This is a genomic window from Dyella sp. AtDHG13 (genome assembly GCF_003201105.1).
Lineage (GTDB): Bacteria > Pseudomonadota > Gammaproteobacteria > Xanthomonadales > Rhodanobacteraceae > Dyella > Dyella jiangningensis_B.
Genome location: NZ_QICJ01000001.1, coordinates 116,061 through 142,960, shown reverse-complemented (window position 1 = coordinate 142,960; position 26,900 = coordinate 116,061). Strand labels below are relative to the sequence as shown.

24 protein-coding genes are annotated in these 26,900 nt (G+C 66.4%); 22 read left to right on the top strand and 2 right to left on the bottom strand.

The genetic code is table 11. The annotated features are described in order from the left end of the window. Nucleotides 1-113 precede the first annotated feature (113 nt). The 5 genes from BDW41_RS00620 to BDW41_RS00600 all read left to right on the top strand — a co-directional run bounded on the left by BDW41_RS00620 (nucleotide 114) and on the right by BDW41_RS00600 (nucleotide 5,233). Complete coding sequence (locus BDW41_RS00620) at nucleotides 114-1,883, top strand: cation:proton antiporter (protein WP_074547548.1); 1,770 nt, start codon at nucleotides 114-116, stop codon at nucleotides 1,881-1,883. A gap of 213 nt (nucleotides 1,884-2,096) precedes the next feature. Then, nucleotides 2,097-2,870 carry an FKBP-type peptidyl-prolyl cis-trans isomerase gene (locus tag BDW41_RS00615; protein WP_074547549.1) on the top strand — a complete coding sequence of 258 codons (774 nt, stop codon included), beginning with the start codon at nucleotides 2,097-2,099 and terminating at the stop codon, nucleotides 2,868-2,870. Between the two features lie 162 nt (nucleotides 2,871-3,032). Beyond that, complete coding sequence (locus tag BDW41_RS00610; RefSeq protein ID WP_074547550.1) at nucleotides 3,033-4,370, top strand: UDP-glucose/GDP-mannose dehydrogenase family protein; 1,338 nt, start codon at nucleotides 3,033-3,035, stop codon at nucleotides 4,368-4,370. Between the two features lie 2 nt (nucleotides 4,371-4,372). After that, on the top strand, nucleotides 4,373-4,591 hold the full coding sequence (locus BDW41_RS00605) for a SlyX family protein (protein ID WP_199535243.1): 219 nt from the start codon (nucleotides 4,373-4,375) through the stop codon (nucleotides 4,589-4,591). A gap of 42 nt (nucleotides 4,592-4,633) precedes the next feature. Next, complete coding sequence (locus tag BDW41_RS00600) at nucleotides 4,634-5,233, top strand: DUF2058 family protein (RefSeq protein ID WP_074547552.1); 600 nt, start codon at nucleotides 4,634-4,636, stop codon at nucleotides 5,231-5,233. Between the two features lie 76 nt (nucleotides 5,234-5,309). Here BDW41_RS00600 and BDW41_RS00595 read toward each other — a convergent pair whose 3' ends face one another. Further along, nucleotides 5,310-7,409, bottom strand: a complete 2,100-nt coding sequence (locus BDW41_RS00595; RefSeq protein ID WP_074547676.1) for a 3-hydroxyacyl-CoA dehydrogenase NAD-binding domain-containing protein — start codon at nucleotides 7,407-7,409, stop codon at nucleotides 5,310-5,312. A 202-nt stretch (nucleotides 7,410-7,611) separates the two neighbouring features. On the opposite strand from BDW41_RS00595, the gene BDW41_RS00590 reads away from it, so the two are divergent. The 11 genes from BDW41_RS00590 (at nucleotide 7,612) to recO (ending at nucleotide 19,789) form a co-directional block, all read left to right on the top strand. Then, a complete protein-coding gene (locus BDW41_RS00590) occupies nucleotides 7,612-8,112 on the top strand; it encodes a hypothetical protein (RefSeq protein ID WP_074547553.1) in 501 nt (166 codons plus the stop codon). A 1-nt stretch (nucleotide 8,113) separates the two neighbouring features. Further along, nucleotides 8,114-10,672: a bifunctional diguanylate cyclase/phosphodiesterase gene (locus BDW41_RS00585; protein WP_074547554.1), complete on the top strand. Its 2,559-nt coding sequence runs from the start codon at nucleotides 8,114-8,116 to the stop codon at nucleotides 10,670-10,672. 272 nt (nucleotides 10,673-10,944) lie between these two features. Further along, nucleotides 10,945-11,541, top strand: coding sequence for an RNA polymerase sigma factor RpoE (rpoE, locus tag BDW41_RS00580; protein ID WP_074547555.1), 597 nt, complete (start codon nucleotides 10,945-10,947; stop codon nucleotides 11,539-11,541). Then, complete coding sequence (locus BDW41_RS00575; RefSeq protein ID WP_074547556.1) at nucleotides 11,538-12,188, top strand: sigma-E factor negative regulatory protein; 651 nt, start codon at nucleotides 11,538-11,540, stop codon at nucleotides 12,186-12,188. The genes rpoE and BDW41_RS00575 overlap by 4 nt, the downstream gene beginning before the upstream one ends. 108 nt (nucleotides 12,189-12,296) lie before the next feature. Then, nucleotides 12,297-13,790: a DegQ family serine endoprotease gene (locus BDW41_RS00570; RefSeq protein WP_074547557.1), complete on the top strand. Its 1,494-nt coding sequence runs from the start codon at nucleotides 12,297-12,299 to the stop codon at nucleotides 13,788-13,790. A 299-nt stretch (nucleotides 13,791-14,089) separates the two neighbouring features. Further along, complete coding sequence (lepA, locus tag BDW41_RS00565; RefSeq protein WP_074547558.1) at nucleotides 14,090-15,880, top strand: translation elongation factor 4; 1,791 nt, start codon at nucleotides 14,090-14,092, stop codon at nucleotides 15,878-15,880. Between the two features lie 101 nt (nucleotides 15,881-15,981). Then, nucleotides 15,982-16,884: a signal peptidase I gene (gene lepB / locus BDW41_RS00560; protein WP_074547559.1), complete on the top strand. Its 903-nt coding sequence runs from the start codon at nucleotides 15,982-15,984 to the stop codon at nucleotides 16,882-16,884. Between the two features lie 144 nt (nucleotides 16,885-17,028). Continuing rightward, a complete protein-coding gene (locus tag BDW41_RS00555; protein ID WP_074547560.1) occupies nucleotides 17,029-17,406 on the top strand; it encodes a DUF4845 domain-containing protein in 378 nt (125 codons plus the stop codon). A gap of 15 nt (nucleotides 17,407-17,421) precedes the next feature. After that, entirely contained in the window at nucleotides 17,422-18,078 is a 657-nt protein-coding gene (rnc, locus tag BDW41_RS00550) for a ribonuclease III (protein ID WP_074547561.1), read from the top strand. Beyond that, nucleotides 18,075-19,010, top strand: a complete 936-nt coding sequence (gene era, locus BDW41_RS00545; RefSeq protein WP_074547562.1) for a GTPase Era — start codon at nucleotides 18,075-18,077, stop codon at nucleotides 19,008-19,010. The genes rnc and era overlap by 4 nt, the downstream gene beginning before the upstream one ends. A 68-nt stretch (nucleotides 19,011-19,078) precedes the next feature. After that, nucleotides 19,079-19,789 carry a DNA repair protein RecO gene (recO, locus tag BDW41_RS00540; RefSeq protein WP_074547563.1) on the top strand — a complete coding sequence of 237 codons (711 nt, stop codon included), beginning with the start codon at nucleotides 19,079-19,081 and terminating at the stop codon, nucleotides 19,787-19,789. Between the two features lie 12 nt (nucleotides 19,790-19,801). On the opposite strand, the gene BDW41_RS00535 is transcribed toward recO, so the two are convergent. After that, the gene (locus tag BDW41_RS00535; RefSeq protein ID WP_074547564.1) at nucleotides 19,802-20,557 is read right to left on the bottom strand and encodes a response regulator; all 756 of its coding nucleotides are present in this window, start codon (nucleotides 20,555-20,557) and stop codon (nucleotides 19,802-19,804) included. Nucleotides 20,558-20,601: 44 nt separating this feature from the next. On the opposite strand from BDW41_RS00535, the gene BDW41_RS00530 reads away from it, so the two are divergent. The 6 genes from BDW41_RS00530 (at nucleotide 20,602) to BDW41_RS00505 (ending at nucleotide 26,870) form a co-directional block, all read left to right on the top strand. After that, complete coding sequence (locus BDW41_RS00530) at nucleotides 20,602-22,623, top strand: hypothetical protein (protein ID WP_074547565.1); 2,022 nt, start codon at nucleotides 20,602-20,604, stop codon at nucleotides 22,621-22,623. 52 nt (nucleotides 22,624-22,675) lie between these two features. Continuing rightward, on the top strand, nucleotides 22,676-23,281 hold the full coding sequence (locus BDW41_RS00525; RefSeq protein ID WP_074547566.1) for a YdbL family protein: 606 nt from the start codon (nucleotides 22,676-22,678) through the stop codon (nucleotides 23,279-23,281). A gap of 130 nt (nucleotides 23,282-23,411) precedes the next feature. After that, nucleotides 23,412-24,725, top strand: a complete 1,314-nt coding sequence (gene rlmD / locus BDW41_RS00520) for a 23S rRNA (uracil(1939)-C(5))-methyltransferase RlmD (protein ID WP_074547567.1) — start codon at nucleotides 23,412-23,414, stop codon at nucleotides 24,723-24,725. A gap of 56 nt (nucleotides 24,726-24,781) precedes the next feature. Next, on the top strand, nucleotides 24,782-25,309 hold the full coding sequence (locus tag BDW41_RS00515) for a CYTH domain-containing protein (protein WP_074547568.1): 528 nt from the start codon (nucleotides 24,782-24,784) through the stop codon (nucleotides 25,307-25,309). Then, nucleotides 25,303-26,325, top strand: a complete 1,023-nt coding sequence (nagZ, locus tag BDW41_RS00510; RefSeq protein ID WP_074547569.1) for a beta-N-acetylhexosaminidase — start codon at nucleotides 25,303-25,305, stop codon at nucleotides 26,323-26,325. The genes BDW41_RS00515 and nagZ overlap by 7 nt, the downstream gene beginning before the upstream one ends. Then, a complete protein-coding gene (locus BDW41_RS00505) occupies nucleotides 26,322-26,870 on the top strand; it encodes a hypoxanthine-guanine phosphoribosyltransferase (RefSeq protein ID WP_074547570.1) in 549 nt (182 codons plus the stop codon). Before nagZ ends, BDW41_RS00505 begins: the two co-directional genes overlap by 4 nt. Nucleotides 26,871-26,900 lie beyond the last annotated feature (30 nt).

The window sequence follows — 26,900 nt, the reverse complement described above, 5'->3', positions numbered from 1 at the left end:
CCTTGGCGCGCGGATGCGCGCATGTGGCGAGTAAATGATCAGCGGCGTCGCGCAGGGCTGTGCATCGCACGCCTGATTGTTAGTCTTGCGAGACGCTCCTACGGATTTCGCTGATGCACGATCTGCACTTCATCCAGGATCTCGCGACCGTCATGTTGATCGCGGGCCTGACGACGGTGATCTTCCAGCGGCTGCGTCAGCCGGTCGTACTCGGATACATCATCGCCGGCGTGCTGGTCGGGCCTTACACGTTTCCTGTGGTTTTCATCCACGACGAGCAGACCATCCGCACGCTGTCCGAGCTGGGCATGATCCTGCTGCTGTTCGCGCTGGGGCTGGAATTCAGCCTGAAAAAGCTGCGCGAGGTCGGCGGCGCGGCGCTGGTCGCGGCGGTCTGCGAAATCGTCTTGATGGTGTGGCTCGGCTACGAGATAGGGCGCTTCTTCGGCTGGACGCCGATGGATGCGCTGTTCCTCGGCGCCATGCTTTCCATGTCGTCGACGACCATCATCATGAAGGCGCTGGACGGCTTGAACCTCAAGCGCGAGCGCTTCGCGCAGCTGATGTTCGGCATCCTCATCATCGAGGACGTGATCGCCATCGTGCTGATGGCGCTGCTGACGGGTATCGCCAGCACCGGTGGCCTGGAGGCTGGCGAGGCGGCCGCGGCGGTGGGGCGGCTGACGCTCTTCATGGCGGTGTCGCTGGTGGTCGGCCTGCTGCTGGTGCCACGCGTGGTCGACTACATCGCGCGCGTGAGCCGGGACGATGTGCTGCTGGTCGCCGTGCTGGGCCTGTGCTTCGGTTTTTGCCTGCTGGTGACCGAGATGGGCTACAGCGTGGCGCTGGGCGCCTTCATGATCGGCGCCATCGTGGGGGAGTCGCAGAGCGTGATGCGGATCGAGCGCATCATCGGCCCGGTGCGCGACATGTTCAGCGCCATCTTCTTTGTCGCCATCGGCATGCTGATCGACCCGGCCATGCTCAAGCTGTATTGGCTGCCGATCCTGGTGGTCACCATCGTGGTGGTGCTGGGCAAGGTGATCACGTGCAGCTTCGGCACCTTCATTGCCGGTAACGACGGACGCACGTCATTGCGCGTGGGCATGGGGCTGGCACAGATCGGTGAGTTTTCGTTCGTCATCGCCTCGCTGGGCCTCACGCTGAAGGTCACCAGCAGCTTTCTCTATCCCGTGGCGGTGGCGGTGTCGGCCATCACGACGTTCCTGACGCCATACCTCATCCGTGCTTCCGATCCGCTGGCGAACGTGCTCGCGCGGCGCCTGCCCGCTGGCCTGACTGGTGTCCTGCGCGCCTACACTGACTGGATGGGCAACCTGAGTCTGAGCGGGCAGGGCGCCATGGTGGCGAAGATGATCCGCCGTCTCGTCTGGCACGTGATCATCAACATGATGCTGGTGGTCGCCGCGTTCCTGATCATGTCCTACCTGTATCGCCGCGGCTTCTTCCACTGGGATTTCCTGGCGGACAGCCCGCAGGTGAAACGCAGCCTGGCGTGGTCCATCGCCGCCCTGATCTCATTGCCGATGATCGTGGCGGCGTACCGCAAGGCGTCGGCGCTGGGCATGCTGCTGGCGGAACTGAGCATCCCCGAGCGCATCGGCGGCGCCTACAACATGCGCATCCGCGGCGTGCTGGCGCGTTTCATCCCGCTGGCGGCGATGTGGGTGCTGGGGCTGCTGGTGGCGGCGCTGGCCTCGACCATCCTGCCGCCGCGCGAAGTCGCCGTGGTGCTGGTGCTCGTACTGCTCCTGCTGGCGTGGCTGCTGTGGCGCGGTCTGGTGCAGGTTCACGCCCGTCTGCAGGCGGCATTGCGCGATACGCTTGAGAAACCAGGACGTTCTGATGACGGGCATGCCTGAATTGTCATCTCGGTGTGGTACCCGACCAGGTGTGCAGAATTCGTAAAAAGCCGCGCTTCCAGGCCAAATCGTGAACTTTTAATCACGACTGACGGTCACAGGCCCCGCATCGTTGCCAAGACTCTGTAAGCACCGCACAATGCGGGGCCTGCCTCCATCGGGGGGGCTTTGAGTCCGGTAGCGCCGGCACATCCAAATACGAGGGAGTTCCACATGAAGCATTTTCTGCGTCCCACGCTGACGGCGGCCGCGCTCGCTGTTGCTCTGGGCATGACCGCTGGCGTGCACGCACAGGCTGCGAAGTCCGCCGCCCCCGCTACGGCCGCTCCGGCTGCGGTCGACAAGACCAAGGCCAGCTACGTGGTCGGCTGGGATCTGGCCAGCTCGCTGCCGCCGCTGGTCCGCGAGGAAGTGGACCCGGCCACCGTAGCTCGCGCGCTGCAGTCCGCGCTGTCGGGCCAGAAGCCGACCATGAGCGAAGCCGAAGCCAAGCAGGTCCGTGACGCGTTCGTCGCCAATCTGCAGGCCAAGGCCAAGGCCGAGTACACCCAGGTCGCCGCCAAGAACAAGGCCGAAGGCGACGCCTTCCTCGCCAAGAACAAGACCGCACCGGGCGTGAAGACCACCGCTTCGGGCCTGCAGTACCAGGTGATCAGCCAGGGTACCGGCGCCCGCCCGGGTCCGAACGACACGGTGCAGGTGAACTACGTCGGCACCTTCGTCAACGGCGAAACCTTTGACGATTCGTCCAAGCACGAGGGCGGCGGCGCGGCTTCCATCCCGCTCGCCGGCGTGATCCCGGGCTTCCGCGAAGGCATGCAGCTGATGCAGGTCGGCGGCCACTACAAGTTCTTCATCCCGTCGAACATCGCCTACGGTGCGCAGCCGCAGAACGGCTTCCCGCCGAACGCGACGATCATCTTCGACGTCACCCTGGTCAAGACCGGTCCGACCCCGGCTGGCGAGCAGGCTGGCGGCGCGAAGTAATCGCGTAGCACAGCTCTCCAAGGCTAAAGGCAGGGCGCGAAGCGATTCGCGCCCTGTGCTTTTTGGGGCGTTGCCTGCGGCGCCAAGAGCGGAGTTCTCTTAGCTTGGGCTTATGCCCGCCCTGTTAGAATCGCTGTCTTGCCTCTGGGAGCTTGCACGACAATGAAGGTCACTATCTTCGGTACCGGCTATGTGGGTCTGGTCACCGGCGCCTGTCTGGCCGAGATGGGCAACCACGTGGTCTGCGTCGACATCGATGCGGCCAAGGTAGAGCGCCTGAAGCAGGGCGATATCCCGATCTACGAGCCGGGCCTGGAGCCCATCGTCAAGCGCAACCACGCCAGTGGGCAGCTGGACTTCACGACCGACCCTGCGCCGGCCATTGCCCACGGGCAGGTGGTCTTCATTGCCGTGGGCACTCCGCCGGACGAGGACGGCAGCGCCGATCTCAAGTACGTGCTTGGCGTGGCCCGCACCATCGGCCAGCACATGGACCGCTACACGGTGGTGGTGAACAAGTCGACCGTGCCGGTGGGCACTGCCGATCGCGTGCGCGAAGCCATCGCCGGCGAGCTTGCCCGCCGTGGCGTGAGCGTCGAGTTCGACGTGGTGTCCAATCCGGAATTCCTGAAGGAAGGCGACGCGGTGGAGGATTGCCTGCGCCCTGACCGCATCATCATCGGCAGCTCCAGCGAGCGCGCCATCGGCGTGCTGCGCAAGCTGTATGCGCCGTTCAACCGCAACCACGACCGCACCGTGGTGATGGACGAGCGTTCCGCCGAGCTGACCAAGTACGCGGCCAACGCGATGCTGGCCACCAAGATCAGCTTCATGAACGAAATCGCCAACATCGCCGAGCACGTGGGCGCGGACGTGGAGCTGGTGCGGCAGGGCATCGGTTCGGATCCACGCATAGGCTACCACTTCATCTATCCCGGTGCCGGCTATGGCGGTTCGTGCTTCCCCAAGGACGTGCAGGCGCTGGAGCGCACCGCGCGCAGCGTGGGCTACCAGGCCCGCCTGCTCGGTGCGGTGGAAGCGGTGAACCACGACCAGAAGACCAAGTTGTTCGATTTGATCTCGCGCCATTTCAACGGCGAGCTCGCCGGCAAGACCATCGCCCTGTGGGGCTTGGCCTTCAAGCCGAACACCGATGACATGCGCGAGGCCTCCAGCCGCAACCTGATGGAAGCGCTGTGGAAGGCGGGCGCCAAGGTGCGGGCCTTTGATCCGGAGGCGCGCCATGAGACGCACCGCATCTACGGCGATCGCGCTGACCTCGTCCTTTGCGACAGTGCCTACCAGGCACTCGAAGGTGCGGACGTGCTCGCCATCGTCACCGAATGGAAGGCGTTTCGCAGCCCGGATTTCGCGCGCATCCGCGACATGCTCGCCGAGCCGGCGGTGTTCGACGGCCGCAATCTGTATGATCCCGCGGCAGTGGAAGAGGCGGGGCTGGCGTATTACGGTATCGGTCGCGGCCGCAGCCTGAGGCAGTGAACATGGCGGACGATTCCCTGCAGCAGCGCCTGACCGAGCTGGAAGTCAGGCTCACTTTCGTCGACGACACGGTGAACGCCCTGGCTTCCGCCGATGCCGAGTTGTCGATGCGGCTGGCTGCGCTGGAGGATCTGATCCGTGGGTTGCGCAGTGAGCTGTCGGCGCTGCGCACCTCGCAAGGGCATGATCCGCACAGCGAGCCGCCGCCGCCGCATTATTGATACGCACTTTTCGTTCCCGTACCACGCAAGCGAGTTTCAACCATGGCCGAATCCCTGCGCGATCAGCTGCTCAAGAGCGGCATCGTCAAACAGGTCCGTGAAGAGAAGCGTCCGTCGCCGCCGCAAGGGAGCAAGCCCTTCCCGCCGCGCCATGGCGGCGCGCCGTCCAAGGCAGGCAAGCCGGGACAGCACAACAAGCCGCACGGCAAGCCTGCGGGCGGCAAGAGCCAGGAAGAAATCGATCTGGCCAAGGCTTACGCGATTCGTGCGCAGGCCGAAGCCAACGAGCGCAAGCGTGCGGAGCAGGCGGCGGCAGAAGAAGCGCGCCTGCGTCGCGAGCGCAAGCTGAAGATTCAGCAGCTGCTGGAAGGCAAGACCTTGAACAAGGCCGACGTCGAGCACGTCCGCCATTTCGAGTACGGCGGAAAGATTCGTCGCGTGCACGTCGATGCGGACCAGCTCAAGGCGATCAACGCCGGCGAGCTCGGGGTGATCCAGCAGCAGGGGCGTTATCTCGTGGTGACGCGCGAGCTGGCCGAGCAGGTCAAGGCCATCGATGTCCATCAGGTCGCCTTGCTGGTGGAGCCGGGCAGCGAGAGCGGCGTGGGTGAGGACGGTGTTCCTGACGACCTGATGTGGTGAAGCCAGCACGCTGGCCTGAGTCGTAAAAAAAGCCCGGCCTAGGCCGGGCTTTTTGCGTGGCGATGATGCCGTGTGATCAGCTCTCGCTATCGGCGCTCTGCGTCTCGTTGGTCGGAAGGTCGAAGCCGGTCTTGGCCAGCGTCGGCAGATCCCAGCCGTTCTTGGGTGCGAAGCGTTCGCCATAGCGTTGCGCGAGGCGTTCCAGTTTGCCCTTCACGACGGTGGCGCCTTCGCTGCGCACGTACTGGATCGGGCCGCCGCGGAAAGGTGCAAAACCGGTACCGAAGATCACGCCGGCGTCGAGCAGCTCTGCATCGTCCACCACTTGGTCGGCAAGACACGCGACTGCCTCATTCACCATGGGCAGGATCATGCGGTCCTGCAGATCGGCGGGCACGGCGTAGTCGGGGTCGACTTCCGGCTTCTGCGGCTTGCCGTCCTGCCACACGTAGATGCCCTGGCCGTCCTTCTTGCCGCGCTTGCCGGCCGCGAGCTTGTCCTCCAGTCCCGGCGGCAGTTCCAGGCCAAGAAAAGGCGCCAGTTCCTTGCCGACCGAGGCGCACACGTCCAGGCCCACGGTATCGGCCAGCTCGATCGGCCCCATCGGCATGCCGAACTTCTTCGCTTCCTTGTCGAGCACCGGACCCGGCACGCCTTCGCTGTAGAGGCGCATGGCTTCGAGCAGGTAAGGCATCAGGATGCGGTTGACCAGGAAACCCGGTGTCCCCTTCACGGCGACCGGCAGCTTGCCGATGGCCTTGCAGAACGCGAGGGCGCGTTTCTCGGCATTGGCATCCAGCTGGTCGTGGCGAACCACTTCCACCAGCGGCATCTGGGCGACCGGATTGAAGAAGTGCAGGCCGAGGAAGCGCTCGGGCGCCTTCAGGCCCACGCGAAGTTCATCCAGTGGAATGCTCGAGGTGTTGGTGGCGAGCAGTTCATTGGATTGGAACTGTGGCTCGATGGTGGCGTACAGCGACTTCTTCGCCTCGGCGTTCTCGAAGATCGCCTCGATGGCCAGATCGGCGGTGGCGACGCCCTTGCCTTCGACGTCCGCGCGCAGGCGACGCACGATGGCTTCGACCTTGTCGGCCGTCTTGAGCTTTTTTTCGTAGAGCTGGCGGGCGCGGTCCAGCGCGGGCTGGATGAACTTCATCTCGCGATCCTGCAGCGTCACCTCGAAGCCCTTGAACGCGGCCCAGGCGGCGATGTCGCCGCCCATCACGCCGGCGCCCACGACGTGCACATGCTTGATGCCGTGATCGATGCCGCTGCCTTGTCCCTTCAGGCGTTCCTGCAGGAAGAAGATGCGGATCAGGTTCTGCGCGGTGGAGGTTTCCGCCAGCTTGGCGACCGAGCGCGCCTCAAGCTTCAGCCGCTGCTGGATGCTGGCGCCGCCGCGCTTCCATACATCTATCAGCGCAAAGGGCGCGGGATAGTGCTCCTTGCGCACCTTGGCGGCGGTCTGCTTGATGACCATGGGCGCGAGGATCTGGCGGGCCAGCCACGTGTTGGTGGCCCAGGCCTTCGCGCGCTGGGCGAACGGACGGGCATGCGGCCGGCGCAGCAGCGCGCGAGCCTCCGCCAGCAGCTCTGCCGGCGGAGCCAGGCGATCGACCACGCCCAGCGACAGGGCGCGCTTGGCCGACAGGGCCTTGCCCGTGAGCATCACGGGCAGCGCGTCGGGGGCGCCGATGAGGCGCGGCAGACGGGCGGTGCCGCCCCAGCCGGGATGGATGCCCAGCATGACCTCGGGCAGGCCGATACGAGTCTTGTCGTCGTCCGCGGCGATGCGCTGGCGGCAGGCCAGGATCAGTTCCGTGCCGCCGCCCATGCAGGCGCCATGGATGGCCGCGACCGTGGGGCAGGGCAGACGCGCCAGCGATTCGTACACGCGCTGGCCGTTCTCGATATTTTCCAGCACCGTGCCCTGCTGGGCGTAGGTGACGAATTCCTTGATGTCGGCGCCCACGGCAAAACCGAACGGCTTGGCCGAATGGATCAACACACCGGCCGGCTTCTCAATGGCGAGCCGCTCGACGATCTGGCCCAGTTCATCGAGCACCTCGCGCGAGATGGCATTGACGTTGCTGCCCGCGCGGTCGAGCGACAGGGTGACGATGCCGCTGTCATCCAGGCTCGTCTTCCAATGATTGAAGCGCAATCCTTCGAACATGGGGGTAAACAGGGTGGCCATGAAGCCTTGCACCATACCCTCCCGTAGCGAGGATTGCGAGACGCTCCGGGCGCCCGCGGGCATGGATGAACGGCCCATAAAAACGCGAGCTGTGCGCTGCCGCATGAAATGCGCAGCGGTTTCCGGCGAGGCTTGGTTTCGAGCTATGCGAACCGCCCCTGAGCACGTAATTTAGTCCCGCATGAACACGTCCATCGCCACCCCCGCCAGCCCCGCCCAGGCCGGCGCCGAGATCCTCGATCGCATCCTAGCGGTTCGGGGCAACCTGATTGCCCTCGATGGCGGCGAGGAGGTCGGCTTGGTTGGCCAACTGCGGCCCCTGGTCCGGCGCAGCGGGCAAGCTGTGTATCTGTGGAATCCGGAACTGGGCCTGGGCAACCTGCGCGAAGAGCACGTCGCGCTGCCCGGGTCGCAGCGACTCAATATCGCATTGCGCTACATGCTCCAGAGCAATCACTTCGGCGTCTATCTGCTGCAGCGCCTGCCGCTGCCGCTCCCCATGGCGGACGCCACGCTGCTGCGGCAGCTGGCGCGGGCCGCGACGGGACACGTGCGCCGGGTGGTGCTGCTGGACCCTCCGGAGTCGCTGGTGGCCAGTTTCAACGACGTGCTGGTGCGCCTGAGCTGCCAGCCCAAACCCGCGCAGCGCCCCCGCCTGCGCGACGGCCGCTGGATGCTCTGACATGGCCAGTCCTGCCGGTATCCTGGTCGTTGCGGCGCAGCGGGAACTCCGCCGGGCCCTGTTCGACACCTTTGATCAAGACGGACACTTCGTCGTGCATTCCGCGCGCGATGCCACCCATGCGGGCATCCTGCTGGAAGGCCGGTCGCCGCTGGCGCTGATCGTCATGGTTTTCGAAGGCGATGGCCGCGAAGCCATGGCGGGCATCGAGGTGTTGCGTAGTCTGCCCGCCTGCGTGGGCGCCCCGGTTCTCGCCGTGCTCGATGACGGCGCCGTGCTCAAGCCCAACGTGTTGCCGGCCGGCATCGCCGATTGGCTGTACGCCTCGCAGATCGAGCACGAATTGCTCTCGCGCTGGCAACGCATGCAGCGCGTGGCGGCGCATGGCGACGTCGCCGATGACGCCGCGGCCTCGCGCAACGGCGACTACCGATTCGCCTTCGACGAGGTCGACGCCGAATGGCTGATCGTCGACCCGGCCCGGGGGCGGCTGGTCGACTACAGCCCCGCGCTCGCCCGCAACAGCGGGCTGGGCGACCACGAGCTGCGCGGTCGTCCCATCAAGGAGCTGCTGGCTTTTGCCGAGACCACGGTCGAGCATGTGATCGCGGAAGGTTCGCGCCAATGGCACGCCGGGCGTCGGCGCTCCTCGCGAGGAGCGGACTCGGGCGAAGTGAGCGCGCGTGCCGTGCGCCACGCCGGCCGCGACGCCGTGGCCTTGATGTTCCGCAGCGACCGTGCGTGCGTGCGCGCCGAAGTGGCGCTGGCGCTGCTGGCGCGGATGTTCGCTTCCGGCAGCGGCGACGAGGGCATCGCCGAGGCCGCGCGCCTGTTGTACGAGGAAATGGGGCTGGACTATCTGGCCGTATGGTCCGCGCGGCCCGACGAGGGCGGCGCGCCCGTGCAGCTCGTGCAGTACTGGCGTGGCGACGAGCAGCTGTGGCCGGGGCCGCACCTGCAGAGTTCGCTGCGCCTGGTGCTGTCCGGACAAGCGATGCTGCATCAGGTCGATGCCGCGCGTCTGGCACCCATGGATCCCTTGCTCGCCCAGCTGGGGCTCGCCGGCTTTGCCGGTTGGCCACTGCAGGACGAGCGGCGCACCGTGCTGGGCGCCTTGCTGATCGGCACCCGACAGCCGCTGCCGTCGTTGGCCATCGTGCAGCCGGTATTGCGCGTGGCGGCCTCGCGCTTCGCGCACGCCATCGAATTGCGGCACACCCGCGAACAGGGGCGCGCCGAAGGCTTGCTCGATGCGCTGACGGGCCTGCCGAACCGCCTGCTTTTCAACGACCGCCTCGACACCGTCATCCGCGAAGCCAATCGCACCGGCGAGTGCTTCGCGCTTCTGTTCGTGGATCTGGACCGCTTCAAGACCATCAACGACACGCTGGGCCATGCGGTAGGCGACCAGGTCCTGCTCACCACCACGCAGCGCCTGCGCAGCACGGTGCGGGCTTCCGATACGGTGGCGCGCTATGCGGGCGACGAGTTCGTGGTGATCCTGCGCCACATCGTGAAGAACGAGGACGTGCTGCGCATCGCCGAAAAGATCGTGCAGGTGATGGGCGCGCCGCTGCGCATCGACGACGGCACCGAGCTGCAGGTCACCGCATCCATCGGCGTGAGCTTCTTCCCGGACGATGCGCCGGACGCCGACACCCTGCTCAAGCACGCCGACGAGGCGATGTACGCGGCCAAGAGCCTGGGCCGCAACAACTATCAGATCTTCGAGGGCAGCGCGGAGCAGTCGCAGCAGCAGAACCTGGCGCTGAAGTCCGGCCTGCGGCATGCCGAGCACAAGGGCGAGCTGCGCGTGTTCTACCAGCCGCAGGTGGACGCGGTTACCGAGGACATCGTCGGCATGGAGGCGCTGGTGCGCTGGGAGCATCCGGAGCTCGGCTTCATTGGCCCCGGCTTCTTCATCCCGTTGGCGGAAGAAACCGGCCTGATTGTTTCCATCGGCGAATGGGTGCTGCGCGCGGCCTGCCGTCATGCGCAGGAGTGGGAGCGCCGCTTTGGACTCGGGTTGCGTCTGGGCGTGAACCTGTCGGCGGTGCAGCTGATGCAGCCCAACCTGCTGGAGGTGGTGTCGGCGGCGCTGGACGAAAGCGGGCTCGAAGCGAACCTGCTGGAGATGGAAATCACCGAGAGCATCAGCATCAAGGCGGCGCCCAACCTGGTGGAAAACCTGCAGGGCCTGCATCGCCTGGGCGTGCGCATCGCCATCGACGATTTCGGCACGGGCGCGGCATCGCTGGACTACCTGCGCAAGCTGCCTGCGGACCGCATCAAGATCGACCAGAGCTTCGTCAGGAACATCGGGGTGGATCCCGATGACGAGGCCATCGTGCGCGCCACCATCGAGATGGCGCACCGCCTCAAGCGCGGCGTGGTGGCGGAGGGCGTGGAAACCGAGCAGCACATGGAGTTCCTGCGCGCCAACCACTGCGATGAATTGCAGGGCTATCTGTTCTGCCGTCCGTTGCCGCAGCCGGCCTTCGAAAAGCTGCTGCTGGAGCGCCAGCGCCTGCTCGCCGGCGTGGGCGATTCCGCCGCCTGACTTGCAAGCGGCACACCGGCCCCCATACTTCCCGGAAGGGCGCCTGATGCGCCCGTGGGCCGCACTCCCTGGGGTGGCGGCGGCCTGTTCGCCACGACGGGTGCTCCGTGGGCGCGCCCGTGCGTTTCCACCATCGGTGACGCCACCGGCGCACTTGTCGTTCCGGGACGAAGCTTGCTGAACTAGCACGATCGGTTCTTGTCTGAGCAGACCGCTTCCATCCACAAGGCGTCCCGGGGCGCGTGGCAGCATCGACGAAGGAGATGGCCCGGATGGGCGAAAACGAACTGGACAGTGCGCTGGTCGAGCGCGTCCAACAAGGGGACAAGCGGGCCTTCGATCTGCTGGTGCGCAAGTACCAGCACAAGGTCATCGGCCTGGTTTCCCGCTATGTGAAGAACCACGCCGAGTGCGAGGACGTGGCACAGGAAGCGTTCATCCGCGCCTGGCGGGCCATTGCGTCCTTCCGCGGCGAGAGTGCTTTCTATACCTGGCTGTACAAGATTGCCGTGAACACGGCCAAGAACCATCTGGTGGCGCTGGGGCGCCGTCCGCCCGCCGACGACATCGCCATCGACGATGCCGCCTTCGTGCCCGGCGCGGACCGCATGCAGGAAAGTGCCACCCCTGAGCGCGAACTCATGCGGCAGGAAATTGAACAAACGGTGTTTTCCACTGTCCAAGCGCTGCCTGAGGAATTGCGGACCGCGATCACCCTGCGTGAAGTGGACGGCCTCAGCTACGAGGAAATCGCCGAGGCGATGGGTTGCCCGATCGGTACGGTTCGTTCACGTATTTTTCGGGCGCGCGAAGCTATCGATGAGAAATTGCGGCCACTCCTGTCGGACCGCGAGGGCAAGAACCCATGACTGATAATCAACGCGAAAACCTTTCTGCCGGCATGGACGGCGAGCTGTCGAAGGAAGAACTACGCTTCCTGCTGCGGCGGCTCGACCATGACATGCCGCTCCAGCAGGCCTGGTCGCGCTATCACGTGGCCCGGGACGGCCTGCGTCGTGAGCTGTCCCCGCTGGCTTCCGAGGGCTTTGCCGCCCGCGTGATGCTGGCCATCGAGCAGGATGGCGCGGTGGTGCAGCAGGGCAAGCGCCGCCACTGGCTGCATTGGTCCGCCGGTGGCGCCATCGCGGCTGGCGTGGCCGTGGCGGCCCTGATGGTGGCGCAGCCGGCCGGGCAGGGGGCGGATCGCCTGTCTCCGCAGATGGCCTCCGTGCCGACGACGACCACGGACACCGGCACGGCCCAGGCCACGCGTTCGGAGTCGCCCGCCGTGGCGCCGCCGGGGTTGAACGTCTACTCCGAGGTGCCCTACAAGATCAGCCAGCGGGCCTCGGCCACGCTGGAGGGCGACAGCGGCAGCACGCTGCTGTACTCGCGCGACAGCATGACGCCCTACCGGGTGGCGCGCTATCCCGCGGCCAGCAATGGCGATGGCAGCTACCTGATCCTGGTTCACCCGGACCAGCAGCAGCCCGCCCAGGCTGCTGGCCCGCAATGATCGCCGGCCGTGTGTCCATCGCCGCGGCCTGATCGTTCCCACTTGATTGACCGGCCCTGTCCGTCGCGCGGACGGGTCCGGCGTGCCTGAAACACGAAGGAGACGTGCATGAATCGACTTGCTCTGCGTACGCTGTCCTGTGCTGTTGTCATGAGTGTGGCCCTGGCCGGCGGCGTGCAGGCCCAGGCAGCGCCACCTGCGATGTCCTCGCTGCCTGATTTCACCAGCATCGTGCAGAAGAACGCGCCCGCGGTCGTGCACGTGGAGGCCAAGTACAGCGGCAAGAAGCAGGCGAAGGGCCGTTCGGCGCCGCGCGGCATGCCCGGGGCGCCGGGCGATGACGACAGCGACGACCCGCAGATGGAGATGTTCCGCCGTTTCTTCGGCATGCCGATGATGCCCTCCCCGGAAGAACAGGCACGCACCTCGCTGGGTTCCGGCTTCATCATTTCGCCGGACGGTTATGTCCTTACCAATACGCACGTGGTGGACGGCGCTGACACGGTGACCGTGCGCCTGCAGGATCGCCGCGTGCTCACCGCCAAGGTGGTGGGCAGCGATCCGCAGTATGACATCGCGCTGTTGAAGGTCGACGCCAAGGGCGGCCTGCCGTCCGTCACCGTCGGCGACTCGCGCACGCTCAAGCCCGGCCAGTGGGTGCTCGCCATCGGTTCGCCGTTCGGTTTCGACTACACGGTGACGCAGGGCATCGTGAGCGCGGTGGGCCGGAACCTGGGCAGCCAGGACCAGCCGTATACCTCGTTCATCCAGACCGACGTGCCTATCAACCGCGGCAACTCCGGCGGCCCGCTGTTCGACCTGCAGGGCCGGGTCGTCGGCGTCAACTCGCAGATCTACTCCAACACGGGCGGTTACCAGGGCGTGGCGTTTTCCATTCCGATCGACGTGGCCATGAACGTGGTCAAGCAGATCAAGGAAAAGGGCTATGTCTCGCGCGGCCAGCTCGGCGTGATGGTGCAGCAGGTCACGGATGACATGGTCAAGGCGCTCAAGCTCGACAATGCCAATGGCGCCGCCGTGACCCAGGTGACCAAGGGCGGCGCGGCGGAGAAGGCCGGCATTCGCCCGGGCGACGTAATCCTTGCCTACAACGGCCAGAGCATCAATTCGAGCGCGGATCTGCCGCCGCTGGTGGGCCAGACACCGCCGGGCACCAAGGCCACGCTGGAAATTCTGCGCGACGGCAAGAAAGAGAACATACCGGTGACTGTCGCCGAAATGCCGCGCGACAAGAACGCCGTGATGGCCTCGGCCGATGCGGACCAGCCGGCGGCCCGCACGGGCGCCAGCGCGCTAGGCCTGTCGGTTCAGGAACTGGACAGCGATACCCGCCAGCAGCTTGGCCTCAAGCCGGGCGAGGGCGTGGGCATCGGCAACGTCACCGGCTCCGCGGCGGCGCGGGCAGGGCTGCAGCCGGGCGACGTGATCCTCATGGTCAACCAGAAGAAGGTGGGCAGCGTTTCCGCCTTCCGGGACGCCACGAAGGACGCCAAGCCCGGTGACACCGTGCTTCTGCTGGTTCGCCACGGCGATCAGAGTGGCTTCATCGGGCTTACCGTGCCCGGTGGCAAGGACGAGTGAGATGGCGATGGGCGGCGAATGGCAGCGCCGTCGGTCGTGATCTCGTCGTGACCCGGCCGTTCCGCGGCCGGGTGGCCGTGACGATGGGGGCTTGGGCTACCGTCGTCACGGATGCAGGGAGGGTCGTGTGACGCCCCGGTCTCGGGGCGTTCCGATCCCTGCGTGTTGCCGAAGGCGAGCCCCGATGCGGGGTGCCCGGAGGCCCCCTGTTCCATGCGATAATGCCGGGTTCGTGTGACCATCCCGGTCATGCGCTGCCTGCGCGCCGCGCAGGGCAGTGAACGCCGCTAGCGTGCTCCATGGAACTGATCCGAAACTTCTCCATCATCGCCCATATCGATCACGGCAAGTCCACGCTTGCCGACCGCATCATCCAGATCTGCGGAGGCCTGACCGAGCGCGAGATGGAGGCGCAGGTGCTCGACAACAATCCGATCGAGCGCGAGCGCGGCATCACCATCAAGGCGCAGTCCGTGTCGCTGCCGTACAAGGCGCGCGACGGCAAGACCTACCAGCTCAACTTCATCGACACCCCAGGCCACGTCGACTTCTCCTACGAGGTCAGCCGCTCCCTGGCCGCGTGCGAAGGTGCGCTGCTAGTGGTCGATGCGGCGCAGGGCGTGGAGGCGCAGTCCGTCGCCAACTGCTACACGGCGGTGGAAATGGGCCTGGAAGTAGTGCCCGTCCTCAACAAGATCGACCTGCCGACCGCCGACCCGGAAAAGGTGAAGGGCGAGATCGAGGCCGTGATCGGCATCGACGCCACCGACGCGGTGGCCGTCAGCGCCAAGACCGGCCAGAACGTGGTGGAAGTGCTCGAGGCCATCGTGGCGCGCATTCCGCCGCCGAAGGTGGGCGACACCGATCGCCTGCAGGCGCTGATCATCGACTCGTGGTTCGACAACTATCTCGGCGTGGTGTCGTTGGTGCGCGTGGTGCAGGGCGAGATCAAGCCGGGCGACAAGCTGCTGGTGATGTCCACCGGCCGCGCGCACGAGGTCAGCGAAGTGGGCGTGTTCACGCCCAAGCGCAAGAAGCTCGACAAGCTCTCGCCGGGCGAGGTGGGCTGGATCACCGCCTCGATCAAGGACGTGCATGGCGCACCGGTCGGCGACACGCTGACCCTGGCCGGCAAGCCCGCCGAGAAGCCGCTGTCGGGCTTCCAGACCATGCAGCCGCGCGTGTTCGCGGGCCTGTTCCCCGTTTCCGCCGACGATTATCCGGCGCTGCGCGAGGCGCTCGACAAGCTGCGCCTCAACGACGCTGCGCTGTTCTTCGAGCCCGAAAGCTCCGAGGCCATGGGCTTCGGCTTCCGCTGCGGCTTCCTCGGCATGCTGCACATGGAGATCGTGCAGGAGCGCCTGGAGCGCGAGTACGACCTCGACCTGATCACCACCGCACCCACCGTGGTGTACGAGGTGGAGAAGAGCGACGGCTCGATCATGATGCTGGACAACCCGGCCAAGCTGCCGGCGGCCAACCTCATCAACGAGATCCGCGAACCGATCATCGTGGCGAACATCCTTACGCCGCCCGACTACATCGGCAACATCATCACGTTGTGCGAAGAGAAGCGCGGCGTGCAGCGCTCCATCCAGTACCTGGCCACCCAGGTGCAGATCACCTATGAAATGCCGCTGGCCGAAGTGGTGCTCGATTTCTTCGATCGCCTGAAGTCGGTGTCGCGCGGCTATGCCTCGATGGACTACCACTTCGAGCGTTTCGAGGCGGGCCCGTTCGTGCGCGTGGACGTGCTGATCAACGGCGACCGCGTGGACGCGCTGAGCCTGATCGTGCATCGCATCCATGCCGAGCGCCGCGGTCGCGACCTGGTGGAGCGCATGAAGGACCTGATTCCGCGCCAGCAGTTCGACGTGGCGATCCAGGCGGCCATCGGCGCTCAGATCGTGGCCCGTTCGACCGTGAAGGCCTTGCGCAAGAACGTGCTGGCCAAGTGCTACGGCGGCGACGTCAGCCGAAAGAAGAAGCTGCTGGAGAAGCAGAAGGAAGGCAAGAAGCGCATGAAGCAGGTGGGCCGCGTGGAAATTCCGCAGGAGGCCTTCCTTGCCGTGCTGAAGGTGGATAAATAGAGCAGGGAATGGAGAATAGGGAATAGCGAATAGGTAGACGGCGTGTGCGCCTGCCTGTTCACTATCCTCCATTCCCAGTCCCCGCTCCGAAGGAGCACTCAATGGATTTTGATTTTTCGGCGATTCTGCTTGGCCTGACGGTGCTGTTCGGCGTGATCTGGGGGCTGGACCGCCTGTTGTTCTACAAGCGGCGCAAGGCCAGGGCCGAAGCTTCGGGCAGGGAGATGCACGAGCCGGTCGCGGTGGACTGGGCGCGCTCGCTGTTCCCGGTGGTACTGGTCGTGCTGGTGCTGCGCTCGTTCGTGGCCGAGCCCTTCCGCATCCCGTCCGGCTCGATGATGCCGACGCTGGACGTGGGCGATTTCATCCTGGTGAACAAGTTTGCCTACGGCCTGCGCATGCCGGCCTTCAACAACAAGTTCGTGAACCTGGGCGAGCCCAAGCGCGGCGACGTGGTGGTATTCCGTTTCCCGGGTTACCTGTGCGAGGACGGCGGCAAGCTGGTGCGCAGCGGCGACCAGAGCTGCGCGGACCCGCATGCGCCGGTGCCCAGCCAGAACTGGATCAAGCGCGTGATCGGCGTGCCGGGCGATCGCGTGGAAATGCATGGCGACCAGCTGATCGTCAACGGCCAGCCGGTGGCGGCCGACCTGGTGGGCCCGTACGAAGGCGACCCCAAGCGCGCCGAGTCCCGCCTGATGCTGGAAATGGGCGCCACCGTGTGGAACGAGCATCTGCCCAACGGCGAGGGCGGCGTGGTCAACCACCTGACGGCGCGCATGCCCAATTACGCCGTGCCGCCGCCGCTGCCGAACCCGCACGTGCCGCTGGTGGTGCCGCAGGGCTGCTACCTGGCCATGGGCGACAACCGCTACAACAGCACGGACAGCCGCTGGTGGGGCTGCCTGCCGGAGCAGAATCTCGCCGGCAAGGCCTTCCTGATCTGGCTGAGCTGGACCGGCTCGAGTGTTGCGTTCCATCGCATGGGCACGGTCATTCATTAAAAGCGTGACGGCCTTGGGCATGCGCCCCGTGACGCCCGCGTCGACTTGGCGCGACAATGCGCGCGCCAAGCCGCTGCCGGAGCGGTTCGGTGGCGCCATGCCAGTCAGCCGGAAATCGCCGCGAGGCGGCATAGCGAGGGGACTATGAAATCGAAGCAGAAAGGCATCACCCTGATCGGGTTTCTCGTGGTGCTCATGGTGGTGGGCTTTTTCGGCTACATGGCGATGAAGCTGGTGCCTGCGTACACCGAGTTCATGGGCGTGACGAAGGCCATGAATCAGCTGGCTTCGGAAAACGCCGCCAAGACTCCGGCGGAGGTCCGCGGTGCGCTGATGAAGAAGCTGGACTTCCAATACGTGAGCGATGACACCATCACGCCGCAGGACATCAGCCTCAAGCGCACCGGCAACGCCACGGAGCTCAACGTCAGCTACGACAAGCGCATTCCCTTCATGTACAACATCGACTTCCTCGTGCACTTCGAAAAGAGCGTAGAGCTGCAGGGCAATGTCGACGGTTAAGCACAGGCTCTGGATTTGACCAAGCTCGACTATCGATTTCGCGATCCCTCCCTTGCGCAGCTGGCGCTGACGCATCGCAGCGCCGGCCGGCCGAACAATGAGCGGATGGAGTTCCTTGGCGACGCCCTGCTGGGCGTCGTCGTGGCGGAACTGCTGTACGAGGCCCACCCCAACGCCAGCGAGGGCGAGATGTCCCGCTTGCGGGCCCAGCTGGTGAACGGCCAGGCGCTAGCCGTGATCGCCCGCGAGCTGGAGCTGGGCGACGAACTGAAACTGGGCTCCGGCGAGCTGAAGAGCGGCGGCTTTAGGCGTGAGTCGATCCTGGCCGACGCCTTCGAGGCGCTGGTGGCGGCGGTTTACCTGGACGCCGGGTTCGACGCCTGCCGCGCCGTGGTGCGCGCGCTGTTCGAGCCGCTGGTGGCCGCTATCCCGCGATCCTCCAAGGACGCCAAGACCCGCCTGCAGGAACTCCTGCAGGCGCGCGGCTGGCCCTTGCCGCAGTACGATCTGATCGACAGCCATGGCGAAGACCACGCCAAGACCTTCGACGTGTCCTGCGAAATCACCGAGCCGGCGCCGATCCGCGCCGAGGGTCGCGGCACCAGTCGCCGCGCCGCCGAACAGGACGCCGCTGAAACCGTGCTGCGCCGATTGCAGGAACTGAATTCATGAACGACGAACTCGATCTCGGCGCGCCCGCCGAACTTCCCCACGACGATTTCCGCTGCGGCACCGTGGCGCTCGCCGGTCGCCCCAATGTGGGCAAATCGACCCTGCTCAACGCGCTGATCGGGTTCCGCTTGTCCATCGTCAGCCCGCGGCCGCAGACCACCCGCCACCGCATCCTGGGCATCGCCACCAGCGAAGCCGGCCAGATCATGTACGTCGATACGCCGGGCCTGCATCGTGGCGCCAAGCGCGCCATGAATCGCAGCCTGAACCGGGCGGCCCGGTCGGCGATCAGCGAAGTGGACGTGGTCGTGCAGGTGATCGAGGCCGGCCGCTGGACGGACGAGGACGAGGCCCTCTACGACGCGCTGGTGGAGCAGAAGGTGCCGCGCCTGCTGGTGATCAACAAGGTCGACCTGGCCAAGGAAAAGTCGGCCATGCTGCCGTTCGTGGTGGAGTTGATGACGCGTCACAGCTTCGACGACGTGTATTACGTCAGCGCCCTGAAGGAAAAGGGCCTGAAGGACCTGGAAGCGGGCATTCTCAAGCGTCTGCCGGTGCAGCCGCCGGTATTCGGCGAGGACGAGATCACCGATCGCAGCGAGCGCTTCCTCGCCGCGGAGATGGTGCGCGAACAGCTGATGCTGCGGCTGGACCAGGAGCTGCCCTACGCCACCACCGTCGAGATCGAGCAATTCAAGGATCGCGAGGACGGTGTCGCCGAGATTCACGCCGTCATCTGGGTGGAGCGCGAAGGCCAGAAGGCCATCGTGATCGGCAATGGCGGCGCGCAGCTCAAGGCTATCGGCACGTCGGCACGCCGCCACATGGAGCGCGCTTTCGAGCGCAAGGTGTTCCTGCGCCTTTGGGTCAAGGTGCGCGAAGGCTGGGTGGACGACGAGACCATGCTGAAGAAGTTCGGCTACACCGATTGATCGCGCCTGCGCCTGCCGGCAACCTCCATTCCTGACGACGGGATGACCCGGGCGCACCGCTCCTTTCCATGCGCATCGAACAGCAGCCTGCCTATGTTCTTCACTCGCGGCCCTATCGTGAGACGTCGCTGCTGCTCGAGTGCCTGACCAGGGACCATGGGCGGCTCGGCGTGGTCGCACGCGGCGTGCGGCGTGAGCGCGCGCGGCTGCAGCGCGCACAGCTCGAACCCTTCCAGTTGCTGTCGCTCGACTTGATGCAGCGGGGCGAACTGGCGACCTTGCAGTCGGCCGAAGGCGTGGGGGCGCCGTTGCGTCTTGTCGGGGACGCGGGGCTTGCCGGTCTTTATCTCAATGAGCTGGCTGTCCGCCTGACGGGGCGGCAGGATCCGCTGCCCGAGCTGTTCGACGCCTACGCGCGCACGCTGCCGCGCCTGGCCGGCGGCGAACCCTTGGCATGGAGCCTGCGGCGTTTCGAGCGCGACCTGCTGGAGGCGGTGGGCTATGCGCTTCAGCTGGAGTTCGAGGCGGAGTCTGGCGAGCCGGTAGAGTCCACGCAGCTCTATCGCTATGTGGTGGAGCAGGGGCCCATGCCGTGTCGGGCCGGTACGGCGCATGCCTTGCGTGGCGCCGATCTGATCGCGCTCGCCGCGGACGTGATGCCCGATGCGGCTGGCTTGTCGGCATTGCGGACGATGATGCGCGAGGTGATCCGCTTCCACCTGGGCGGCGGCGAGCTGCGTGCGTGGCACGTGCTCGGTGCGGCCATGTCGCGCCGCTGAGCCGGTGTGGCCTCAGGCCTTGTCCTCGGCGGCAAGCGCCTCGATGGTGGCCAGCAGGGAACGCCGGAAGCGCGACAGAGGCACCGATGCCCCCGCATGGCCCATCTTCAGGTGACGCTGCAGCACCGTCGTCTGCAGGCCCAGGGCCGTGGCGCCGCAGAAACCGCAGGACGAGCGCAGCCGATGCAGGCGATCTGCCAGCGCGTCCGGGGTGTTCAGCAGCGCGTCGAGGTCCTGGTAGAGGCCGGTCAGTTCCACGCGTAGCAGTGTGCGCATGGCTTTCACCACTTCGGCGTCGCCCATGGTCGCGATGGCCTGTGCGTCATCCAGCAGCGGCGTGCTGGTGGTGCCGGCCTGCACCAGGGCCAGGATGCGTCGCAGGTCGGCCAGGTTGCAGGGCTTCTGCAGCACCTCGCTGAATTCCGAGGACAGCAGGCGCTGGCGTTGCTTCATGTCCATCTCGGCGCTGGTCGCGACGGCGGTGCAGTCACTGGAGCGCGCATCCGGATCGCCACGCAGCGCCGCCAGCACTTCTTCGGCGCCGGCGCCGGGCATGCGGCAGTCGAGCAGCAGCAGGTCGAAGGCTTCCTGCCGGGCCATGGCGATGGCGGACGGACCATCGTGGCAGGCATGCGCGTCGAGCCCCAGGCTGCGCAAGGCTTCCACCAGGAAGAAGCGGCTGCTCGGATCATCGTCGGCCACCAGCGCGCGGACGGCCTCGGGCGCGTTCCGGTGCCCCGATGGGGTGCTGGAAATCGGGTGTTGCATGACTAGTCCGTGTCGTTCAGCTGATTTTGGCAGAATGGCGCGTCATGCGTGCCACATCAAGCCACCTGCTGCTCAGTCTGATCATCCTGTTGGGGGTGGCCTGGTCCTTGCCGGCCCGCGCGGATGTGGCGCTGGGCGCGAAGACGGTGACCGTGCCCGGCCTCAAGATGCAGGGCGTGCAATCGCAGATCGGCGAAGACGGGCAGGGCGGACTCAAGCTGAGCCTGAAGGCCGCCAAGGCCGACGTTCCGTCCATGGGCTGGAAGCGCGTCGGCGTGGACCTGCAGGGCACCTTGCAGCGCGACACCCATATGCGCTGGCTGTTCGATGGCGTCGCCCAGCTGTCGGGTGCGCAGGGTGGCGCGCTGAGCAATGCGAAAGTGTCGATGGTGATCGACCAAGCCGCCAACACGCTCCAGATCGACCTGTCGCAGGGGGCCATCCAGGCCAGCACCGCGCTTCCGCTGGATCAGCCCACGCACGCGCAGATCAGCCTCAAGGGCGTGCCGTTGGCCTGGTTGCAGGGCATCCTGAGCACGGTGTGGTCCGGCCGCGCCACCGGCGGCAAGCTGGATGCGGACATGGCGCTGGACCTGCAGGACAAGGGTTTGCAGGCATCCGGGCAGTTCGCGTTGAGCGGCGGCGGCTTCGATACGCCGGGCGGCGCGTTGGCGGGACAGTCCGTCAACGGCAATGGACGCCTGAATATCGATACGACCAGCGCACCGTCGCGCATCGATCTCGATGCCAGCCTGCGAGGCGGCGAATTGCTGCTGGGCCCCATCTTTGCCCGGCTGCCCGATCACTCCGTGCAGTTGAGCCTGTCCGCGGCCACGCACAATGGTGCGGTCGATTTCAGCCGCCTGCGCGTGGCCGATGCCGATGCGCTGCAGCTCGACGGCTCCATGGCGTTCAATGCCAAGGGCGATCTGCAGCAGCTCAAGCTCGACCGCCTGCAATCGCGTTTCCCTGCTGCCTATCAGCGCTATGGACAGGCATGGCTGGCCACGCTGGGGCTGCGCGACATGCACATCCAGGGGCAGCTCAGCGGCAACCTGGATCTCGGCGCCGATGGCCTGCGCAGCTTTGCCTTCGATACCGATGGCCTGGACGCAGCGGACGGCGAAGGCCGGCTGGGCGTGAAGGGCCTGCATGGCGGCCTCGACTGGAACGCCAACGCCGATCGGCCGGCGACCACGCTGTCCTGGCAGGCCCTGCAGGTCTATCGCATGCCGCACGGGCCCGCGCAGATGCGCTGGCAAAGCCGCAGCGGCGCGCTCAGCCTGCAGCACTCGGTCGATATTCCGCTGCTCAACGGCCGCGTGCACGTGGGCGATCTGGAATGGCGCCCCGCGGCGTCTAAGGGACGGCGACTGGAAACCTCGCTGGCTTTTGCGGGCATCGACATGGCGGCGTTCTCGCGCGCCATGGGCTGGCCGGAGTTTCCGGGCACGCTGGGCGGCGCCGTTCCGGCCTTGCGCTGGGTGGACGACCGCTTCGAGCTCGAGGGCGGCCTGTCGGTCAATGTGTTCGACGGCTTCATCGACATCACGCGCCTGGCCCTGCAAAGCCCCTTCGGCCCCAGTCCCGTGCTTACCAGTGACGTGCAGCTACGCCAGCTCGACCTGGGCGCCATGACCAGCGTCTTCGACTTCGGCAACATCACCGGCCGCATGGATGGCTCCATCGACGAGCTGCGCCTGGTCAACTGGAATCCCGTCGCCTTCAAGGCCAGCCTGCTGGCAGGCAGTGGCGGGCGCATCAGTCAACGCGCCGTGAACAACCTGACCACGGTCGGTGGCGGCGGCGCGGCGGCTGGTTTGCAGGGCGCGGTGCTCAAGCTGTTCAAGACCTTCGGTTACAAGCGCATCGGTCTCAGTTGCACGCTGCAGGCTTCCGTGTGCCACATGGGTGGCCTGGACAACGACGCCGACGGCTACACTATCGTCGAGGGCAGCGGACTGCCGCGCCTGCAGGTGATCGGTCACCAGACCCAGGTCGACTGGCCGACCCTCGTCCGTCGCCTGAAGGCCGCCATCGAGGGCAACGGACCGGAAGTCCACTAAGGGCCTGTCGAATCAGGCGCCACCGCCCCACACCGTCCCGAAGGAGTCGAAGATGCGCAAGCTTGTCTATGGATTGCTGACCCTGTTGCTGGTCGCGCTGGTGGGGTGCGTCACCATCAACGTCTATTTCCCCGAAGCCGCCGCGCAGAAGGCGGCCGACCAGTTCATCGGCACCGTGCTGGACAACGCGACGCCTGCGCCGCCCGCCAAGAACAACGAGCCCGCGCCGGCGCCGAAAAAAGGCGGCCAGCCCTCCGCCATGCTGCTGGACCTGCTGATTCCGGCCGCCTATGCGGCCGATGCGCCCAACCTGCGCATCCAGACGGCGACGACGGACGCGATCCACGGGCGCATGCAGGCACGCTTCCGTGACACGCTGGCGCCGCTGTTCAACAGCGGCGTGCTGGGTTTCACCCAGGACGGCCTGGTGGCCGTGCGCGACGCCGGCAAGCTGCCGCTCGACCAGCGCGCGGGCGTGAACGCCGCCGTGGCCGACGAGAACCGCGACCGCAACGCCCTGTATCGCGAAGTGGCCAATGCCAACAATCACCCGGAGTGGGAGTCGCAGATCCGCGCCACCTTCGCCAAGGGCTGGATCGAGCGGGCGCGCCAGGGCTGGTATTATCAGGACCCTTCGGGCGCCTGGAAGCAGAAGTAAGCCACTCGCCCATTCACGGCCCGTTCCCTGGCGCCGCCCGACGCGGGCCGGCGAACTGGCTACCAGCCCGATCACCGCGCCCGGGTCCCGCTGATCCGGGCGCGCGCGTTTCTGGAATACGACACCTGCAATGAAAGAATTCGAAGCCACCATCACCGACCTCAGCCATGAAGGCAAAGGCGTCGCGCGCATCGACGGCAAGGCCGTGTTCGTCAGCGGCGCGCTGCTGGGCGAAGAGGTCAAGCTGCGCATCCGCAAGCGGCATCGCCATTACGACGAGGCCGAGGTGGTGGAGCTGCTGACCCGTTCGCCGCATCGCGTGGAGCCACGCTGCCAGCACTTCGGCCAGTGCGGCGGCTGCTCGCTGCAGCACCTGGATGCCGCCTCGCAGATCGAGGTGAAGCAGCGGGTGCTGAAGGACAACTTCGAGCGCATCGGCAAGGTAATGCCGGAAGCCTGGCTGTCGCCGGTCACCGACGAGCCGTGGGCTTACCGTCGCAAGGGGCGCCTGTCCGTGCGATCCGTGGCGAAGAAGGGGCGCGTCTTGGTGGGTTTCCGCGAGGAAAGCAATCCGCGCTTCGTGGCCGACATCACGCAGTGCGAGGTCGTGCATCCGGCGCTGGGTCCCAAGATCGGCCTGCTCGCCGAACTGGTGAGCGGCATGGATGCGGCGGCGGACATTCCGCAGATCGAGTTCGCCGCCGGCGACGATGTCGTCGCGCTGGTGTTCCGTCACATGGTGCCGCTGAGCGAGCGCGACCAGTCGGCGCTGATCGAGTTCGGCAAGCAACATGGCTTCGCCATGTACCTGCAGCCGGGCGGCGTGACCAGCGTGCATCCGCTGTGGCCGGAGGCGCCGCGCCTGGCGTTTCGCATTCCCAGTGGCGATGCAGCCATCGAGGACGTGGAGCTGGAATTCCGCCCGCTCGACTTCGTGCAGGTGAACGCCGGCATGAACCGCCGCATGATGGCGCGGGCGATGGAGCTGCTCGATCCGCAGCCGACCGATCGCGTGCTCGATCTGTTCTGCGGCCTGGGCAACTTCACCCTGCCCATTGGCCGCCGCGTGGCGGAGGTGGTGGGCGTGGAAGGCGAGCACGGCCTGGTGGAGCGCGCCGCGGAGAACGCCGCGCGCAACGGCATCACCCATGCACGCTTCGAGGTGGCCAACCTGTTCGAAGACCAGCGGCACGCGCACTGGGCCAGGCAGCCCTGGGACAAGCTGCTGCTCGACCCGCCGCGGGCCGGCGCGGACAAGGTGCTGGAATACCTGCCGCACAAGGAAACCCGGCGCATCGTCTACGTGTCGTGCCATCCGGGCTCGCTGGCCCGCGATGCCGGCATCCTCGTGCAGAAGCACGGGTTCCGCCTGAGCGCGGCGGGGGTAATGGACATGTTCCCCCATACCGCGCACGTGGAGTCGATCGCCTTGTTCGAGCGCTGAGCGGCGCCGCCGCTTTCACCGCCCCGTCACACAATCCCCCAATCATCGGCCAAAGCATGGGCATTGAGATCGAACGCAAATTCCTCCTGGGCGACGATGGCTGGCGCGATGCGGTCAGCGAAAGCGAGCGCATCGCCCAGGGCTACCTGGTGAGTGCGCAGGCGCTGCACGACGGCACGGCGCGCGCCTCGGTGCGTGTCCGTCGCGCGGGCGAGCGCGCGTGGCTGAACATCAAGTCCGCGCAGCTGGGCATCGAGCGCGCGGAGTTCGAGTACCCCGTGTCCATCGCGGATGCCGAGCAGATGCTTGCCGATCTTTGCGACGGCGTGGTCGAGAAGATCCGCCACCACGTGATCGTCGACGGCGTGCTGTTCGAGATCGACGAGTTCTTTGGCGAGAACGCCGGGCTGGTCGTGGCCGAGGTCGAGCTGCCTTCGGCGGACGCCGCGTTTCCGCGCCCCGCGTGGCTGGGACGCGAGGTGAGCCACCTGGCCCGCTACTACAACGTCAACCTCATTGCTCATCCTTATGCGCGCTGGACGCAAGAAGAGCGTTCGGCCGCGGGAGACGCATCGTCATGCTGATGATCGGTTTGGCCGGCACTACGCTGGCACCGTCGGAGCACGCGTGGCTGAAGGCGCCGGGCGTGTCGGGCGTGGTGCTGTTTTCGCGCAACTACAGCTCGCGCGATCAGCTGATGGCGCTGGTGGACGATATCCGTGACGTGGGCGGCGAGGACATGCTCATCGCCGTGGACCAGGAAGGCGGCCCCGTCCAGCGTTTCCGTGACAGCTATACGCGCCTGCCGCCACTGTGCACCATCGGCGCCGTTTACGACCGCGACCCGGAAGAAGCGATCCACCTGGCGGAGGAGCACGCCTGGATCATGTCCAGCGAGCTGCGTGCCAGCGGCGTGGACTTCAGCTTCGCCCCGGTGGTCGATCTGGCGCGCGGCAATGCGGCCATCGGGCAGCGCGCCTTTCATGCCGACCCGGCCATCACGGCCGAACTCTCGCAGGCCTATGTGCGCGGCATGCACCTGGGCGGCATGGCGGCGGTGCTCAAGCACTTCCCTGGGCATGGCTCGGTGGCGGTGGACACGCACAAGGCGACGGCTATCGACCCGCGCCCGCTCGACATCATCCGTCGCGACGACCTGGTGCCGTTCGCCGAAGGCATGGCCGCGCACGCCGAGGCCGTGATGGTGGCGCACGTGATCTATCCCGAAGTGGATCCGCAGCCTGCCGGCTTTTCCTCGCGTTGGATCAAGGACATCCTGCGCGGCGAATTGGGTTTCGGTGGCGCGGTGATCAGCGACGACATCAGCATGGCGGCCGCCGGCGCGGCTGGCGGCGTGGCTGCACGGGTGCACGCACACCTCGACGCCGGTTGCGATCTGGTGCTCGCCTGTTTTCCCGACGTAGTGGACGAGGCCATCGCCGCCGTGCAGGGCCGCGCAGCCGCCGCGCCCGAACGCATCGCTGCCTTGCGTGGCGCGGTGGCGTCCACCTGGGACAGCCTCAACGACAATCCCCAGCGCGAGCGTTTCATCGCGCGCATCGCGGCGCTGCATGCCGCGGAAGGAAACCCATCCGCATGACTTCATCCTCTCCCTCGCTGGCCAAGGCGCTCGCCGACGCCGACCTGTTGTTCGACCGCGCATCGCTAGAATCGGTGATCGCTGCCATGGGGCGCGACATCGACGCGGCGCTGGATGGCGAACGGGCGGTGTTCCTCACCGTCATGAATGGCGCACTGATCTTCGCCGGTCTGCTGGCGCTGGCCATCCGCACCGACGTGGAACTCGACTACGTGCACGCCACGCGTTACCGCGGCGCCACCTCGGGCAGCGAGCTGCACTGGCTGCGCGAGCCGGCCGTCGACCTCACCGGCCGAACCGTGTTGTTGGTGGACGACATCCTGGACGAAGGCCACACCCTCAAGGCCGTGCGCGACGACTGCCTGCGCCGCAGCGCGCGCCGCGTGCTGATCGCCAGCCTCTGCACCAAGCAGCACGACCGGCTGGTGGATGGCATCGCGTCCGACTTCAACGGCGTCGAGCTGCCGGATCGCTACGTGTTCGGTTTTGGCATGGACTATCACGAGCAGGGTCGCAACCTGCCGGGCATCTATGCGCTGAAGTGACATCGCGCTTCCCTCGAGGCGGGGCGCTAC

Coding starts and splice junctions, on each gene's coding strand:
- BDW41_RS00620 (WP_074547548.1), top strand. CDS start 114: ATGCACGATCTGCACTTCATCCAGGATCTCGCGACCGTCATGTTGATC.
- BDW41_RS00615 (WP_074547549.1), top strand. CDS start 2,097: ATGAAGCATTTTCTGCGTCCCACGCTGACGGCGGCCGCGCTCGCTGTT.
- BDW41_RS00610 (WP_074547550.1), top strand. CDS start 3,033: ATGAAGGTCACTATCTTCGGTACCGGCTATGTGGGTCTGGTCACCGGC.
- BDW41_RS00605 (WP_199535243.1), top strand. CDS start 4,373: ATGGCGGACGATTCCCTGCAGCAGCGCCTGACCGAGCTGGAAGTCAGG.
- BDW41_RS00600 (WP_074547552.1), top strand. CDS start 4,634: ATGGCCGAATCCCTGCGCGATCAGCTGCTCAAGAGCGGCATCGTCAAA.
- BDW41_RS00595 (WP_074547676.1), bottom strand. CDS start 7,409: ATGTTCGAAGGATTGCGCTTCAATCATTGGAAGACGAGCCTGGATGAC.
- BDW41_RS00590 (WP_074547553.1), top strand. CDS start 7,612: ATGAACACGTCCATCGCCACCCCCGCCAGCCCCGCCCAGGCCGGCGCC.
- BDW41_RS00585 (WP_074547554.1), top strand. CDS start 8,114: ATGGCCAGTCCTGCCGGTATCCTGGTCGTTGCGGCGCAGCGGGAACTC.
- rpoE (WP_074547555.1), top strand. CDS start 10,945: ATGGGCGAAAACGAACTGGACAGTGCGCTGGTCGAGCGCGTCCAACAA.
- BDW41_RS00575 (WP_074547556.1), top strand. CDS start 11,538: ATGACTGATAATCAACGCGAAAACCTTTCTGCCGGCATGGACGGCGAG.
- BDW41_RS00570 (WP_074547557.1), top strand. CDS start 12,297: ATGAATCGACTTGCTCTGCGTACGCTGTCCTGTGCTGTTGTCATGAGT.
- lepA (WP_074547558.1), top strand. CDS start 14,090: ATGGAACTGATCCGAAACTTCTCCATCATCGCCCATATCGATCACGGC.
- lepB (WP_074547559.1), top strand. CDS start 15,982: ATGGATTTTGATTTTTCGGCGATTCTGCTTGGCCTGACGGTGCTGTTC.
- BDW41_RS00555 (WP_074547560.1), top strand. CDS start 17,029: ATGAAATCGAAGCAGAAAGGCATCACCCTGATCGGGTTTCTCGTGGTG.
- era (WP_074547562.1), top strand. CDS start 18,075: ATGAACGACGAACTCGATCTCGGCGCGCCCGCCGAACTTCCCCACGAC.
- recO (WP_074547563.1), top strand. CDS start 19,079: ATGCGCATCGAACAGCAGCCTGCCTATGTTCTTCACTCGCGGCCCTAT.
- BDW41_RS00535 (WP_074547564.1), bottom strand. CDS start 20,557: ATGCAACACCCGATTTCCAGCACCCCATCGGGGCACCGGAACGCGCCC.
- BDW41_RS00530 (WP_074547565.1), top strand. CDS start 20,602: ATGCGTGCCACATCAAGCCACCTGCTGCTCAGTCTGATCATCCTGTTG.
- BDW41_RS00525 (WP_074547566.1), top strand. CDS start 22,676: ATGCGCAAGCTTGTCTATGGATTGCTGACCCTGTTGCTGGTCGCGCTG.
- rlmD (WP_074547567.1), top strand. CDS start 23,412: ATGAAAGAATTCGAAGCCACCATCACCGACCTCAGCCATGAAGGCAAA.
- BDW41_RS00515 (WP_074547568.1), top strand. CDS start 24,782: ATGGGCATTGAGATCGAACGCAAATTCCTCCTGGGCGACGATGGCTGG.
- nagZ (WP_074547569.1), top strand. CDS start 25,303: ATGCTGATGATCGGTTTGGCCGGCACTACGCTGGCACCGTCGGAGCAC.
- BDW41_RS00505 (WP_074547570.1), top strand. CDS start 26,322: ATGACTTCATCCTCTCCCTCGCTGGCCAAGGCGCTCGCCGACGCCGAC.